Annotated in this window: 29 protein-coding genes; all 29 read right to left on the reverse strand. The window is 34.0% G+C overall.

Going from position 1 to position 14,411, the window contains the following annotated elements:
• Positions 1-13: 13 nt before the first annotated feature.
• The gene (gene rpsM / locus BUB01_RS12650; RefSeq protein ID WP_072988202.1) at positions 14-382 is read right to left on the reverse strand and encodes a 30S ribosomal protein S13; all 369 of its coding nucleotides are present in this window, start codon (positions 380-382) and stop codon (positions 14-16) included.
• A gap of 227 nt (positions 383-609) precedes the next feature.
• Complete coding sequence (gene rpmJ, locus BUB01_RS12655) at positions 610-723, reverse strand: 50S ribosomal protein L36 (protein ID WP_003373491.1); 114 nt, start codon at positions 721-723, stop codon at positions 610-612.
• A 12-nt stretch (positions 724-735) separates the two neighbouring features.
• Positions 736-954, reverse strand: coding sequence for a translation initiation factor IF-1 (gene infA / locus BUB01_RS12660; protein ID WP_072988205.1), 219 nt, complete (start codon positions 952-954; stop codon positions 736-738).
• A 7-nt stretch (positions 955-961) separates the two neighbouring features.
• Positions 962-1,273, reverse strand: a complete 312-nt coding sequence (locus BUB01_RS12665) for a hypothetical protein (protein WP_423231125.1) — start codon at positions 1,271-1,273, stop codon at positions 962-964.
• A gap of 62 nt (positions 1,274-1,335) precedes the next feature.
• Positions 1,336-2,085, reverse strand: a complete 750-nt coding sequence (gene map, locus BUB01_RS12670; protein WP_072988213.1) for a type I methionyl aminopeptidase — start codon at positions 2,083-2,085, stop codon at positions 1,336-1,338.
• The gene (locus BUB01_RS12675) at positions 2,085-2,735 is read right to left on the reverse strand and encodes an adenylate kinase (RefSeq protein WP_072988216.1); all 651 of its coding nucleotides are present in this window, start codon (positions 2,733-2,735) and stop codon (positions 2,085-2,087) included. Before BUB01_RS12675 ends, map begins: the two co-directional genes overlap by 1 nt.
• 21 nt (positions 2,736-2,756) lie before the next feature.
• Complete coding sequence (secY, locus tag BUB01_RS12680; protein ID WP_072988219.1) at positions 2,757-4,040, reverse strand: preprotein translocase subunit SecY; 1,284 nt, start codon at positions 4,038-4,040, stop codon at positions 2,757-2,759.
• 2 nt (positions 4,041-4,042) lie between these two features.
• Positions 4,043-4,483 (reverse strand): 50S ribosomal protein L15, encoded by a 441-nt coding sequence (gene rplO / locus BUB01_RS12685; protein WP_072988223.1) that lies wholly within the window; start codon positions 4,481-4,483, stop codon positions 4,043-4,045.
• Positions 4,484-4,505: 22 nt separating this feature from the next.
• Positions 4,506-4,685: a 50S ribosomal protein L30 gene (gene rpmD / locus BUB01_RS12690; protein ID WP_072988226.1), complete on the reverse strand. Its 180-nt coding sequence runs from the start codon at positions 4,683-4,685 to the stop codon at positions 4,506-4,508.
• 11 nt (positions 4,686-4,696) lie between these two features.
• Entirely contained in the window at positions 4,697-5,194 is a 498-nt protein-coding gene (gene rpsE / locus BUB01_RS12695; protein WP_072988228.1) for a 30S ribosomal protein S5, read from the reverse strand.
• Between the two features lie 19 nt (positions 5,195-5,213).
• On the reverse strand, positions 5,214-5,573 hold the full coding sequence (gene rplR, locus BUB01_RS12700; RefSeq protein ID WP_072988231.1) for a 50S ribosomal protein L18: 360 nt from the start codon (positions 5,571-5,573) through the stop codon (positions 5,214-5,216).
• An 18-nt stretch (positions 5,574-5,591) separates the two neighbouring features.
• Positions 5,592-6,134 (reverse strand): 50S ribosomal protein L6, encoded by a 543-nt coding sequence (gene rplF / locus BUB01_RS12705; RefSeq protein WP_072988235.1) that lies wholly within the window; start codon positions 6,132-6,134, stop codon positions 5,592-5,594.
• A gap of 77 nt (positions 6,135-6,211) precedes the next feature.
• Entirely contained in the window at positions 6,212-6,610 is a 399-nt protein-coding gene (rpsH, locus tag BUB01_RS12710; RefSeq protein WP_072988239.1) for a 30S ribosomal protein S8, read from the reverse strand.
• A gap of 34 nt (positions 6,611-6,644) precedes the next feature.
• On the reverse strand, positions 6,645-6,830 hold the full coding sequence (locus tag BUB01_RS12715) for a type Z 30S ribosomal protein S14 (protein WP_072988243.1): 186 nt from the start codon (positions 6,828-6,830) through the stop codon (positions 6,645-6,647).
• Positions 6,831-6,845: 15 nt separating this feature from the next.
• Positions 6,846-7,385, reverse strand: a complete 540-nt coding sequence (gene rplE, locus BUB01_RS12720; protein ID WP_084108738.1) for a 50S ribosomal protein L5 — start codon at positions 7,383-7,385, stop codon at positions 6,846-6,848.
• Between the two features lie 25 nt (positions 7,386-7,410).
• Positions 7,411-7,725: a 50S ribosomal protein L24 gene (gene rplX, locus BUB01_RS12725; RefSeq protein ID WP_072988249.1), complete on the reverse strand. Its 315-nt coding sequence runs from the start codon at positions 7,723-7,725 to the stop codon at positions 7,411-7,413.
• 23 nt (positions 7,726-7,748) lie between these two features.
• A complete protein-coding gene (gene rplN, locus BUB01_RS12730) occupies positions 7,749-8,117 on the reverse strand; it encodes a 50S ribosomal protein L14 (protein WP_072988252.1) in 369 nt (122 codons plus the stop codon).
• 30 nt (positions 8,118-8,147) lie between these two features.
• On the reverse strand, positions 8,148-8,402 hold the full coding sequence (gene rpsQ, locus BUB01_RS12735; protein WP_072988255.1) for a 30S ribosomal protein S17: 255 nt from the start codon (positions 8,400-8,402) through the stop codon (positions 8,148-8,150).
• Positions 8,403-8,423: 21 nt separating this feature from the next.
• Entirely contained in the window at positions 8,424-8,633 is a 210-nt protein-coding gene (rpmC, locus tag BUB01_RS12740) for a 50S ribosomal protein L29 (RefSeq protein WP_072988257.1), read from the reverse strand.
• Positions 8,633-9,067 carry a 50S ribosomal protein L16 gene (gene rplP / locus BUB01_RS12745; RefSeq protein WP_072988261.1) on the reverse strand — a complete coding sequence of 145 codons (435 nt, stop codon included), beginning with the start codon at positions 9,065-9,067 and terminating at the stop codon, positions 8,633-8,635. The genes rpmC and rplP overlap by 1 nt, the downstream gene beginning before the upstream one ends.
• Before the next feature lie 18 nt (positions 9,068-9,085).
• Entirely contained in the window at positions 9,086-9,760 is a 675-nt protein-coding gene (rpsC, locus tag BUB01_RS12750; protein WP_072988265.1) for a 30S ribosomal protein S3, read from the reverse strand.
• Positions 9,761-9,779: 19 nt separating this feature from the next.
• A complete protein-coding gene (gene rplV / locus BUB01_RS12755) occupies positions 9,780-10,115 on the reverse strand; it encodes a 50S ribosomal protein L22 (protein WP_072988268.1) in 336 nt (111 codons plus the stop codon).
• A 21-nt stretch (positions 10,116-10,136) separates the two neighbouring features.
• Entirely contained in the window at positions 10,137-10,418 is a 282-nt protein-coding gene (rpsS, locus tag BUB01_RS12760) for a 30S ribosomal protein S19 (protein WP_072988271.1), read from the reverse strand.
• A gap of 69 nt (positions 10,419-10,487) precedes the next feature.
• Positions 10,488-11,321, reverse strand: coding sequence for a 50S ribosomal protein L2 (rplB, locus tag BUB01_RS12765; RefSeq protein ID WP_072988273.1), 834 nt, complete (start codon positions 11,319-11,321; stop codon positions 10,488-10,490).
• A 58-nt stretch (positions 11,322-11,379) separates the two neighbouring features.
• On the reverse strand, positions 11,380-11,670 hold the full coding sequence (gene rplW, locus BUB01_RS12770) for a 50S ribosomal protein L23 (RefSeq protein WP_072988276.1): 291 nt from the start codon (positions 11,668-11,670) through the stop codon (positions 11,380-11,382).
• Positions 11,670-12,290 (reverse strand): 50S ribosomal protein L4, encoded by a 621-nt coding sequence (gene rplD / locus BUB01_RS12775; protein ID WP_072988280.1) that lies wholly within the window; start codon positions 12,288-12,290, stop codon positions 11,670-11,672. Before rplD ends, rplW begins: the two co-directional genes overlap by 1 nt.
• Positions 12,291-12,313: 23 nt before the next feature.
• The gene (gene rplC / locus BUB01_RS12780; RefSeq protein ID WP_072988283.1) at positions 12,314-12,943 is read right to left on the reverse strand and encodes a 50S ribosomal protein L3; all 630 of its coding nucleotides are present in this window, start codon (positions 12,941-12,943) and stop codon (positions 12,314-12,316) included.
• Positions 12,944-13,029: 86 nt separating this feature from the next.
• On the reverse strand, positions 13,030-13,338 hold the full coding sequence (gene rpsJ, locus BUB01_RS12785) for a 30S ribosomal protein S10 (protein WP_002598903.1): 309 nt from the start codon (positions 13,336-13,338) through the stop codon (positions 13,030-13,032).
• 759 nt (positions 13,339-14,097) lie between these two features.
• Positions 14,098-14,411 (reverse strand): EF-Tu C-terminal domain-related protein (locus BUB01_RS12790; protein ID WP_479723185.1); only part of this gene is annotated, 314 nt, incomplete at its 5' end.

Raw genomic sequence — 14,411 nt, forward strand, 5'->3', positions numbered from 1 at the left:
TCTTCCCTCCTCACTATTTCTTCTTGTTAGCTATAGTCTTCTTAGGACCTTTTCTAGTTCTAGCATTAGTCTTAGTTTTTTGTCCTCTAACTGGAAGACCTCTTCTATGTCTTATTCCTCTATAACAACCAATTTCAACTAATCTCTTGATGTTAAGAGCTATTTCTCTTCTTAAATCACCTTCAACAACAAAGTTTTTGTTGATGTAAGTTCTTATTTCATTAACTTGTTCTTCAGTTAAATCTTTAACTCTTGTATCAGGATTTACTCCTAATTCGCCAAGAATCTTTTGTGAAGTAGGTAATCCTATTCCATATATATAAGTTAGACCTATTTCAACTCTTTTTTCTCTTGGTAGGTCAATACCTGCTATTCTTGCCATTAAATGTTACACCTCCTGGTAATTGAATTACATTGTGATTAGTACATCAATGTCTTGTGTGTATTTTTTTATACTAAAATCTTGAGTCAGTAAAATTTATCTACTGTCAGCCGTACTCAAAATCTGTAAACATTAATTAAATGCCTATATAATCATATTTGAGTTTTGACAAAAAGTCAATAAAAATTGAATCTCAATTCAACTAAAATTGTTCAATAATTTACCTATTAGCCTTGTTTTTGTTTGTGCTTAGGATTTTCACAGATTACCATTACTCTTCCTTTTCTTTTTATAACTTTGCACTTTTCGCAAATAGGCTTAACTGATGGTCTTACTTTCATCGCTAACCCTCCTTATTTTGCTCTCCATGTAATTCTACCTCTTGTTAAATCGTAAGGAGAAAGCTCTACTGTAACTTTATCCCCAGGTAAAATTCTTATGAAGTTCATTCTTAGCTTTCCTGAAATGTGAGCTAATATTTGATGCCCACTTTCTAATTCTACTTGAAACATTGCATTTGGTAGTGATTCTAAAACCACTCCTTGCATTTCTATTACATCATCCTTTGACATAAGGTAATCAAACCTCCTTGACAGTGCCATTAAGATTTAAAAATCTCTTTATTATTAGATTTATGTTTTTATCTTGTGACAAGATGGAGCTTTTAATGCTTTCATCCATCACATTTGTAAGCTCTACATGCTTACGTATTTTCCTTTTTGGCATCTCTATTGTTTTAGTTTTTCCATTTGCAAGTAGCACATTTTGATCATCAATTACATTAACTACAATGTAACTTTGATCTTTATCTCTACCAGCCTTTGAAACTACTAATCTGCCAATTAAGTCATTGTTTTGCAACTTTTTCACCTCGATGATTACCTTAGCCATAAATCAACATAGTTACCATTTAGGTATAATGTGAATTTATAACTAAGCAACACATATTAAACTTATTTAACAAGTGTTAATATTTCGGGACCGTTTGGTAAAATTGCAACTGTATTTTCATAATGAGCTGATAAAGAGCCATCTGCAGTTACTACAGTCCATTGATCATTTAACGTTCTAACATGATATTTACCAATGTTAACCATAGGTTCTATTGCTAAAACCATGCCAGACTCTAACTTAGGACCTCTACCTGGTCTTCCGAAATTAGGTACATTTGGATCTTCGTGAAGATTTCTTCCGATTCCATGTCCTACATAATCCTTAACTATCGAAAAACCATTTGATTCAACATGTTGTTGTATCTCATAGGATATATCCGTTAGTCTATTACCTATAATAGCTTTTTCAATACCTTTAAAAAAGCTTTCCTCAGTAACATCAATAAGTTTTTTTGCTTGACTTGATACCTCTCCAACTGCAAAGGTTCTAGCAGCATCTCCATGATATCCATTTATTAAAGCCCCACAATCCACTGATATAATATCACCTTCTGTAAGCTTTAAAGCTCCTGGAATCCCATGAATAACTTGTTGGTTTACAGATATACATAGTGAAGCAGGAAAGCCATATAATCCTTTAAAGGACGGTTTAGCTCCATGCTTAGTTATAAATTCTTCTGCTATTCTATCCAGTTCAGCAGTAGTTATACCAGGTTTCGTTTTTTCTTTAAGCAAAAGAAGAGTTTCAGAAACAATTCTTCCTGCTTTCCTCATTAGCTCAATTTCTGAATCATTCTTAAGAATTATCATTAATTATCGCTCCCTAATAAAGAACAAATGCTTTCGAAAACCTCGTTTATTGCTTTAGTTCCATCTACTACTGAAAGCTGATTCTTATCTTTATAAAAATCAATCAGTGGTTGTGTTTGTCTTTGATATACATCTAATCTTTCCTTAACTGTTTCTTCACCGTCATCTTTACGTTGAATAACATCACTTCCACAAACATCACATTTGCCTTGTATCTTAGTTGGATTAAATTTCACATGATAACTAGCACCACATGATGGACAAACTCTTCTTCCAGTCATTCTTTCAAGAATGAAATCCATAGGTACTTCTATTAATAAAGCAGTATCTAAGTTTTCACCTCTACCTTGAAGAAATTCCTGTAGAGCCTCTGCTTGATGTACTGTTCTAGGAAAACCATCTAATAGATATCCGTTTTTGCAATCATCATGCTGAAGTCTATCTTTAACCATATCTATAGTTACTTCATCAGGAACTAATTGACCATTATCTATATACTTCTTAGCCTCAATACCAAGTGGAGTATTTTCCGAAATATTCTTTCTAAATATATCTCCTGTTGATATATGAGGAATGGAGTATCTATTACTTATTGATTTTGCCTGTGTTCCCTTACCTGCACCAGGAGGACCTAATAATACTATTTTCACGGGCATCATCTCCATTGTTTATTATTTAAGAAATCCTTGATAGTGTCTCATTACTAATTGTGATTCTAATTGTCTCATTACTTCAAGAGCAACCGAAACTAATATTAATAATGAAGTCCCTCCAAATTGAATATGCTTAAATTGTGTTAAGGATTCAATTAATACTGGAGTTACAGCTATAATAGCTGCAAATAGACCACCGAATACTGATATTCTATCTAGTACTCTTTCTAGGTATTTCGCTGTTGGCTGACCCGGTCTTATTCCAGGAATAAAACCTGCTGACTTATGCATATTCTCAGCCATTTCATCTGGTTTAAATGTCACTTGAGTATAGAACCAAGTAAAGAACACTGTTAATACAGCATATATAATCGGATATATCCATTGTTTGCTGTTAAACGGGCTGTTTGTTCCATCTATTACCCATTGAGCCCAGCTCTTCTGATAGAAAAACCTTGCTATGGTTTCTGGAAACTGCATAACTGACATAGCGAATATAATTGCTATAACTGTTGTTCCTATAATACTTAACGGAATATGTGATGATTGGCCTTTATAAACTTTGTTTCCAACTGCCTTACCAGCATATTGAACATGAATTCTTCTTTCTGATAAAGATAAGAATATAATTCCACATAACATTGCTAGTAAGAATAGTACAAGTAATACTATATCTAAACCTGAAACATTTCCTACTGACTTTAGTTCATAAATTTGACCAAATTGTGATGGATATCTAGAAATTATATTTGCAAATATAATCATAGATACTCCATTACCTATACCTTTTACAGTAATTCTATCACCTAACCACATTGCAAAAGTTGCTCCAACTACTAATGTTAACATGATTATAGCCATAGTTATCATTGAATTGTTGCTAATTGCTCCTGTTGAAGTTTTTATAAGAGCATAAGATCCCCATGACATTACACATGCTAAACCAATTGATGCATATCTAGTAATCTTTTGTATTTTTTTTCTACCATCATCGCCTTCTTTTGATAGCTGTTCTAACTGAGGAATAGCTATTGTAAGAAGTTGCATTATAATTGATGCATTAATGTATGGAGTTACTCCTAATGTAAATATACTTGCTTTACTAAGCGCCCCACCAGAAATTAAGTCATAAAAATTTATTAAGCCTCCGGACGACTCTGCAACACTTTTTAACTTTGTTGGGTCAATTCCAGGAACAGGAATATGATTTCCTATCCTGTAAATTGCCACTATTAATAATGTCCACAATAATCTTTTTCTAAGGTCCGGAACCTTCCAGGCATTGCGTAGGGTTGATAACATTGTTACATCACCTCAACTTTTCCTCCAGCTGCAACGATCTTTTCAGCCGCTTGCTTTGAGAACTTACATCCTTTAACAGTTACGCTCTTTTCTATATTGCCGTTTCCTAGAATCTTAACGCCATCCATTAACTTACTTACAACTCTTGTTTCAAGTAATAATTCTGGAGTAATTTCTGTTCCATTTTCGAAACAGTTTAATCTATCAACGTTAATTGTTACGAAGTTCTTTGAGAATGGATTTGTGAATCCTCTCTTAGGAAGTCTTCTATATAGTGGCATTTGACCACCTTCGAATCCTGGTCTAACTCCGCCACCTGATCTAGCGTTTTGGCCTTTTTCACCTTTACCAGCATTTCTTCCTAAGCCTGAACCAGTACCTCTACCTATTCTTTTAGGAGCTTTTTTGCTACCTGCTGCTGGTCTTAATTCATGAAGTTTCATAGCTACTTACACCTCCTCGTTTTTATACTTCTTCAACTTTTAGTAGATAATTTATTTTATTTATCATACCACTTATTTGAGGAGTTCCCTCATGTTCTACTGTTTTACCAATTTTTTTAAGTCCAAGGGCATTTGCAGTAGCGATATGGTCTTTCTTTCTACCTATTAAGCTTTTAACTAATGTAATTTTTAGCTTTGCCATCGCTATCCCTCCTAACCTAATATATCTTCAACAGATTTGCCTCTTAATTTAGCTATATCTTCAGCTGTTCTTAAGCTTGCTAATCCGTTAATTGTTGCATTTACCATGTTTCTTGGGTTGTTAGATCCTAATGACTTAGCTCTAACATCTTTAACTCCTGCTAATTCAAGTACTGATCTTGCAGGACCTCCAGCGATAACTCCTGTACCTTCTGATGCAGGCATTATTAATACCTTACCAGTACCGAATTTACCGTAGATTTCATGTGGAACTGTAGTGCCAACCATAGCTACTTCAACTAGGTTTTTCTTAGCATCTTCGATTCCTTTTCTTATTGCTTCAGGGATTTCTATTGACTTACCCATTCCCACGCCTACGTGTCCGTTTTCGTCACCAACAACTACAAGCGCACTGAATCTGAAGTTTCTACCACCCTTAACAACCTTAGTAACTCTGTTTATGAAAACAACCTTTTCTTTAAGGTCTAGTGTGCTAGGATCGATTCTCATTTATTTCCCTCCTTGTGAATTAGAATTTTAAGCCTGCGTCTCTTGCTCCAGTAGCTAGAGATTCAACTCTTCCGTGATATATGTAACCGCCTCTATCAAATACCACTTCAGTAATTCCTTTTTCTATTGCCTTTTTAGCAACTAATTCTCCAACTATTTTAGCTGATTCCTTATTGCTTCCTTTGCCTTCAAAAGCCTTATCTAAGCTTGATGCAGCTACTAAAGTAACAGCATTAACGTCGTCTATTATTTGAGCATATATATTCTTTTCACTTCTATACACAGAAAGCCTTGGTCTTTCTGGAGTTCCGAACACTTTCTTACGAACTCTTAGGTGACGCTTCACTCTTGATTTTTTTCTGTCTACCTTTTTGAACATAAGGTTCACTCCTTTCTATTATTTCTTACCAGTTTTACCTTCTTTTCTTCTGATAACTTCATCAGAATACTTAATTCCCTTACCTTTGTATGGTTCTGGTTCTCTCCAAGATCTTATATCAGCAGCTACAGCACCAACTTTTTCTTTGTTGATACCTTCAACGATAACTTTAGTAGTTCCATCTAGTTTGAAAGATACTCCTTCAACTGCTTCTATTTCAACTGGGTGTGAGTATCCTAAGTTCATTACAAGCTTTGTTCCTTGTAGTTGAGCTCTATATCCAACACCTATAAGTTCTAATGTTTTTGAATATCCTTGAGTTACACCAACAACCATGTTGTTGATTAAAGCTCTTGTTAATCCGTGAAGCGCTCTGTGTTGTTTTTGTTCGCTTGGTCTTGTAACAACAACTTCGCTTGCTTCAACAGCTATATTAATGTCTTTGTGCATAGCTTTAACTAGTTCACCTTTAGGTCCCTTTACTGTAACAACGTTGTCTGGTGTTACAGTAACAGTTACTCCAGCAGGTATAGCTATAGGTAATCTACCTACTCTTGACATGTAATTGCACCTCCTGTAATATGGATCAGTTATAAATCTATAATCAAATCTTAAATATATTTTCTTAGTCTAAAAAATTACCAAACGTAGCAGATAACTTCTCCGCCTAATCCTGATTTTCTAGCCTCTCTATCTACTACAATTCCGTTTGAAGTTGATATTACAGCAACTCCTAAACCATTTAATACCTTAGGTACTTCATCTTTCTTGCAGTATACTCTTAAACCTGGTTTAGATATTCTCTTTATACCAGTTATAACTCTTTCTTTGTTAGCACCGTACTTAAGTGTTAATCTTAACATAGGAACTACACCATCGTTGTATTCCTCTATTCCTTTAAGATAACCTTCTTGTAATAATATATTTGCAATAGCCTTCTTTACGTTTGAAGAAGGTACTTCAACTGCTTCGTGTCTAACAGAGTTTGCATTTCTTATACGTGTTAGCAAATCTGCTATAGGATCTGTCATAACCATTATATTGTGCCTCCTTTCACTCTATTAAAGTGTATTACCAACTTGCCTTCTTGCATCCAGGAATTTCACCTTTGTAAGCTAATTCTCTGAAACAAATACGACAAATTCCGAATTTTCTTAATACAGAATGTGGTCTACCACATAATCTACATCTAGTGTAAGCTCTTGTTTGGAATTTTGGTTCTTTGTTCCATTTTTCGATCATTGCTTTACGAGCCATAGTATCCCCTCCTTATTATTGAGCGAATGGCATTCCAAGGAATCTTAGTAATTCTCTTGCTTCTTCGTCAGTGTTAGCTGTTGTTACGAAGATTATGTCCATTCCTCTTACTTTATCTACTTTATCATATTCGATTTCTGGGAATATTAACTGTTCCTTAATTCCAAGTGAATAGTTTCCTCTTCCATCAAAAGCCTTGCTTGAAACTCCTCTGAAGTCTCTAACTCTTGGTAAAGCTATTGAAACTAACTTATCAGCAAATTCGTACATTTTAGCCTTTCTTAATGTAACTTTACATCCTAAAGGCATATTTTCTCTTATCTTAAAGTTAGCTATTGATTTCTTTGATCTAGTTAAGATTGGCTTTTGACCAGTTATTAAAGCTAGGTCAGCAACAGCTGATTCTAGAACTTTAGCATTGTCTTTAGCTTCTCCTACACCCATGTTTATTACTATTTTTTCAAGCTTTGGAACTTCCATTACGTTCTTATATCCGAACTTATCCATCATTGCTTGAATTACTTCTTTTTCATACTTTTCTTGAAGTCTTGGCATCATGTAAAGTACCTCCTTTCAAATTCTAGAATGTTTCTGAACACTTCTTGCAAACTCTAACTTTTGAGCCATCTTCTAATACTTTATGGCTTATTCTTGTAGCATTTTTGCATTTATTACAGTATAACATAACTTTTGAACTGTTTATAGCAGCTTCTATGTTAACTATTCCACCTTGCATGTTAGCCTTGTTAGGTTTTTGATGCTTAGTTACTAAATTAACTCCTTTAACAAGAACTCTTCCTGTCTTAGGGTTTACATTTAAAACTTCACCAGTTTTACCTTTATCTTTTCCTGAAATAACTACTACTGTGTCGTTCTTTCTTACATGTAACTTCATCTTAGCCACCTCCTAATCCTTTATTATAGAACTTCTGGTGCTAATGATAATATTTTATTGAATTCTTTATCTCTTAGCTCCCTAGCAACTGGTCCGAAGATACGAGTTCCTCTTGGTTGCTTATCATCTTTGATTATTACTGCAGCATTTTCATCAAACTTGATGTATGATCCATCAGCTCTTCTTAAACCTTTTACTGATCTAACTATAACTGCCTTTATAACATCACCTTTTTTAACAACTCCGCCTGGTGTTGCACTTTTAACGCTGGCAACTATTATATCTCCAATGTTTCCATATTTTCTTTTAGATCCACCTAAAACTCTGATACACATTATTTCTTTCGCACCAGAATTGTCTGCAACCTTTAGTAAGGTTTGTTGTTGTATCATGAATTTAACCTCCTTTCAGACTTTAGACGATTATTTAGCTTTTTCTACGATCTCAACTAATCTCCATCTCTTATCTCTTGATAATGGTTTAGTCTCCATAATTAAAACTCTATCGCCCATCTTAGCTTCATTATTTTCATCATGAGCTTTGAACTTTGTTGTTCTATTAACAGTTTTTCCGTATAATGGATGTCTCACCTTAGTTTCAACTGCAACTACGACTGTTTTATCCATTTTATCAGAAACAACTTTACCTAATCTCTTCTTTCTTAAACCTCTTTCCACAGGCGCTACCTCCTTTCAGGCTTATTCTTGAACCTTTAACTCTTCTTCTCTTATAATTGTTTTAATTTGAGCTATTGATTTCTTAACTTCTTTTATTCTCATTGGGTTTTCTAATTGGCCTGTAGCTAATTGGAATCTCAAATTGAATAATTCAGCTTTTAGATCATTTAGCTTTACTTTTAAATCTTGAGGATTGCTTGTTCTTAGATCTTTAATTTCTCTAGCCTTCATTATTCTTCACCACCCATTTCCTCAAAATCTCTTCTTGTAACGAACTTAGTCTTTACAGGAAGTTTGTGTGAAGCAAGTCTCATAGCTTCTCTAGCTGTTTCTTCAGCAACTCCTGATAATTCAAATAATACTCTACCAGGTTTAACTACAGCTACCCAGTATTCAACAGAACCTTTACCTGAACCCATTCTTGTTTCAGCTGGTTTTTCAGTTACAGGTTTATCTGGGAATATTTTTATCCAAAGCTTACCGCCTCTTCTTATATATCTGTTTATTGCAATTCTCGCAGACTCTATTTGGTTACTTGTAATCCAACCACAGCTTTGAGCTTGAATTCCAAAGTCTCCATATGCAAGGAAATTACCTCTAGTAGCTTTTCCTTTCATTCTACCACGTTGTACCTTACGATGTTTCACTCTTTTAGGCATTAACATAGCTATATTCCTCCTTTCTTACGCGTTAGCTTCTTCTTTCTCAACTTTTTCTACTTTTTTAGTTGGAAGAACTTCTCCATGGTAAACCCATACTTTAACACCGATTTTACCATAAGTTGTATCAGCTTCTGCAAATCCGTATTCAATATCAGCTCTTAAAGTTTGTAGTGGAATTGTTCCTTCATGGTATTGTTCAGTTCTAGCTATTTCAGCTCCACCTAATCTACCTGAACAAGCAATTTTAACACCCTTAACTCCAGTTTTCATAGCTCTTTGAATTGTTTGTTTCATAGCTCTTCTGAAAGATATTCTCTTTTCTAATTGAGCAGCTACATTTTCTGACATTAATTGAGCATCTGCTTCAGTGTTCTTAACTTCAACTATGTTTATTAACACGTTCTTTTCAGCAATTATGTCTTTTAATTTTTTCTTTAACGCTTCTATTCCTGATCCACCTTTTCCGATGATAACACCTGGTTTAGCAGTAAATATATTTAATTTAACCCTTTTTGCAGCTCTTTCTATTTCAATTTTTGAAATACCTGCTACGTAAAGTTCTTTTTTAACGAATTGTCTAATTTTGTAGTCTTCTACAAGATTGTCTGCAAAATTCTTCTTATCAGCGTACCATTTTGCGTCCCAACCTTTGATTACGCCAACTCTTAATCCATGAGGATGTACTTTTTGACCCACTCTATTTCCCTCCTTCTTATTAAGCTCTTTCTTTAACTACAATTGTTATGTGGCTTGTTCTTTTGTTTATTCTGAATGCTCTACCTTGAGGACCTGCTTTAAATCTCTTTAATGTTGGTCCTGGACCTACATGAGCTTCTGCAACAACTAATCTACTTCTATCTAAATTATTGTTGTTTTCAGCATTAGCAACTGCTGATTTTAAAACTTTTTCTATTACCTCAGCTGCATCTTTTGGAGTGTATTTTAAAATAGCGAAAGCTTCATTCACATTTTTATTTCTTATTAAATCTAGAACAACTCCAACTTTCATAGGAGATATTCTAATATACTTAGCTATAGCTCTAGCTTCCATTTAAGTTTCCTCCTTTCCTGGCTATTTTCTCTTTGATGTCTTTTCTGTATTAACATGACCTCTATAAGTTCTTGTTAACGCAAATTCACCTAATTTGTGTCCAACCATATCCTCGCTAACATATACTGGAACATGCTTTCTTCCATCATGAACAGCGATTGTATGACCTATCATTTGTGGGAATATTGTAGATGTTCTTGACCAAGTCTTAACAACTTTTTTATCTCCACTTTGGTTCATTTCTTCTATTTTCTTTAAAAGACCTGCATGCACGAAAGGTCCTTTTTTTATTGATCTACTCACTAGAATTGCCTCCCTTCATAAATCTTTTATGCGACTAAGCCATGAAGAGAATTAAGTATTCTCTTCAAACTACTTGTCGTTTCTTCTCTTAATAATGAATTTATCTGAGTATTTTTTGTGCTTTCTAGTTTTGTATCCAAGTGCTGGTTTACCCCATGGAGTAACTGGACTTGGTCTACCAACTGGCGATTTACCTTCACCACCACCATGTGGGTGATCGCAAGGATTCATTACAGAACCTCTTACTGTAGGTCTCCATCCCATGTGTCTCTTTCTACCAGCTTTACCAATGTTAACTATATTGTGAGTTGAGTTAGATACAACACCGATTGTAGCTTTACATTCGATTCTAACATATCTCATTTCACCTGAAGGTAATCTTAGTGTTGCTAAGTCTCCTTCTTTAGCCATTAATTGAGCTGAAGTACCAGCAGATCTAACCATTTGGCCACCTTTACCTGCTTGTAATTCTATATTGTGTACTGTTGTACCAACTGGAATGTTTCTTAATTGAAGCGCATTACCAACTTTGATATCTGCTTCTGGACCTGATACTATAACATCTCCAACTTTTAATCCAACTGGAGCGATTATGTATCTCTTTTCTCCATCTGTGTAAACAACAAGTGCTATATAAGCTGATCTATTTGGATCATATTCTATTGTAGCAACTTTTGCAGGAACTCCGTCCTTATTTCTCTTGAAATCTATTATTCTGTATTTTCTCTTAGCTCCACCACCGTGGTGTCTAACAGTTATTTTACCTTGAGCATTTCTACCACCAGTTTTCTTTAATGAAACAAGAAGTGATTTTTCAGGTACATTTGTAGTTACTTCTTCAAATGTAGCCATAGTCATTTCTCTTCTTGATGGGGTAGTAGGGTTAAACTTTTTAACTGCCATGTAAATTCCCTCCTTCTTATCGCTTTTCTGGTGTCTCCACCAATACACGCTTTAAATCTTATTGCATTCCTTCGAAGAATTCAATATTTTTGCTATCAGCTGCTAATGTAACTATAGCTTTTTTAAAGTCAGCTCTCTTTCCTATGTGAACGCCAACTCTTTTTTGCTTTCCTTCTACTCTCATAGTCTTAACATCGTCAACTTTAACTCCGAAAACTTCTTCTACTGCTTTCTTTATTTCAACTTTGTTTGCTGACATATGAACGATGAAGGTGTATTTCTTATCCGCCATAGCTGCCATACTCTTTTCAGTGATAACTGGCTTTCTGATTATATCATAGCTATTCATTATGCGTACACCTCCTCAATTTTTGATACAGCATCTTTAGTCATGATTACTTTTTCAAACTTTAGTAAATCATAAACGTTGATGTTGTTTGCAGGAATTACAGAAATCCCTTCAATGTTTCTAGCTGATTTATAAACATTTTCGTTTGATTCAGCTGTTACAATTAATGCTTTTTTAGCTTCAAAAGCATTTAAAACTTTAATCATATCTTTAGTCTTAGGAGCATCAAACGCTAAGCTTTCTAATACTATCATGTTGTTATCAACAACTTTTGTAGTTAATGCAGATAACATAGCTGTTCTTCTCATGCTCTTTGGAACTGACACTCTGTAATCTCTTGGTTTTGGTGCGAACACTATACCACCTTTGATCCATTGAGGTGCTCTTATAGAACCTTGTCTTGCTCTACCTGTTCCTTTTTGTCTCCATGGTTTTATTCCACCACCACGAACTTCAGCTCTTGTCTTAGTTGATTGAGTTCCTTGTCTTTTATTAGCTAATTGTGCTACAACAACTTGGTGCATAGCGTATTCACTAACTTCAACTCCGAACACATTTTCATTTAATTGGAAATCTCCAACTTTTTGTCCTTCTTTATTAAATAATCCTACTGTAGGCATCTTGCTTCCTCCTTTCTCAGAAATTAAGCTCTAACGCTGTTTCTTATAACTACTGTACCTTTATTTGGACCTGGTATACCACCTTTTATTAAGACGATATTCTTGTCAGCCATTACTTTAACAACTTCAAGGTTTAACACAGTTGTATTAACTGCTCCCATATGTCCAGGCATTCTTTTATTTTTGAAAGTTCTTGATGGGTCAGATGATGCTCCCATTGAACCTACTGCTCTATGGAATTTAGAACCGTGAGACATAGGGCCTCTGCTTGCATTCCATCTCTTTATTGTACCTTGGAATCCCTTACCTTTAGAGATACCTGATACGTCAACTTTGTCGCCAGCTTCAAATATATCAACTTTTATTTCGTCTCCAACATTGTAAGCAGTAACATCTTCTAATCTGAATTCTTTAAGAGTTCTTCTTATTGAAACTCCAGCTTTTGCAAAATGTCCTTTTCTTGGCTTGTTAACTAATTTTTCTCTTATTTCACCAAATCCAACTTGTATTGCGTCATATCCATCTGTATCAACAGTTTTCTTTTGAACAACAACACATGGACCAGCTTCTACTACAGTTACAGGAATAACTTTTCCGTTTTGATCGAAAATTTGAGTCATTCCGATTTTCTTTCCTATTAAAGCTTTTTTCATGTGGTTACACCTCCCAAACTTATTAGCGGATTGCATTTTTTCAGCAATCATAAAAGTTCAATTTTATTACTTTAAATTAATTTTTATTAAAGCTTTATTTCAATATCAACACCAGCTGGTAAGTTTAATCTCATTAATGCATCAACAGTTTTTGGTGATGGATTAACTATATCGATTAATCTCTTGTGAGTTCTTATTTCAAACTGCTCTCTAGAGTCTTTGTACTTATGTACAGCTCTTAGTATTGTAACAACATCTTTTTCAGTTGGTAGTGGAACTGGTCCAACAACCTTAGCACCTGTAGATTTAGCAGTTTCAACAATTTTCTCAGCTGATTGATCTAATATTGTGTGATCAAAAGCCTTTAATCTGATTCTAATTTTTTGTTTTGACATTTGGTTTCCCTCCTTTTCATGCACGCTTTACTTCTAACGCACAACAGCAGATGTTCTGTAAACTGTTCCTGGTGTTTCATACTTTAAAAAAGCTCAACACAAAGACACAGAACCCCTGTCGTCGGATTCAAGATCCTGACATACTCATCAAGAATTCCCCGGAAGTCCGGCAACCTCTTGATTCATCGCTGTTTGCTCTGCAACTTCTTTATTATACTATTTTTGTTGTTTTTAATCAAGTATTTTTTTTATTTTATGTTATTTTTTATTTACATTTCATTTTTCGCCTTAGTTCTTGTTTATTATAAATTCTAAATAAAGTTTTTTCAATAGTTTTTTTCATTTAATATAAATTTATATTAAATTATTTTATTAATCTAATAAATTAGGTAATAATTGAAAATTTAATTAGAATTAATAGGATACATAGGATTTATATATCAAAATATTGTATAACACATCTATTCAATTGTATAATATTCCAAATCATTGTACTATAAGTTCACTTATGTATTAATTATAACTATTAAAAAAATTTTTAAGTAAAAAAATAGAGTAGATGAAACGTCTTTCATCTACTCTATAGCTAAAACTTTATTTAATTATCTAAAATACTGCGCATAATTTTATTTAATTAATGTTTAATTTCTATTTGTTTATAGTTAATGAACATCTGCGCATAAGCTATTAACTATAATCTCTTATAATACCAAACGAAAGTATTAGCTTTTATATATTGAATTAGTTACTTAATTGAAATTATTCAATTATGCTAGTAACAACTCCTGAACCTACAGTTCTTCCACCTTCTCTGATAGCGAATCTTAAACCTTCGTCCATAGCAACTTGAGTTATTAATTCAACATTCATATCGATGTGGTCTCCTGGCATAACCATTTCCATTCCTTCCGGTAACTTACATGATCCAGTTACGTCAGTTGTTCTGAAATAGAATTGTGGTCTGTATCCATCGAAGAATGGTGTATGTCTTCCACCTTCTTCTTTTTTAAGTACGTATACTTGACCTACGAATTTCTTGTGTGGATTTACTGATCCAACTTTTGATAAAACTT

The organism is Clostridium cavendishii DSM 21758 (assembly GCF_900141845.1).
In the GTDB taxonomy this organism is placed as follows: Bacteria; Bacillota; Clostridia; order Clostridiales; family Clostridiaceae; genus Clostridium_AG; species Clostridium_AG cavendishii.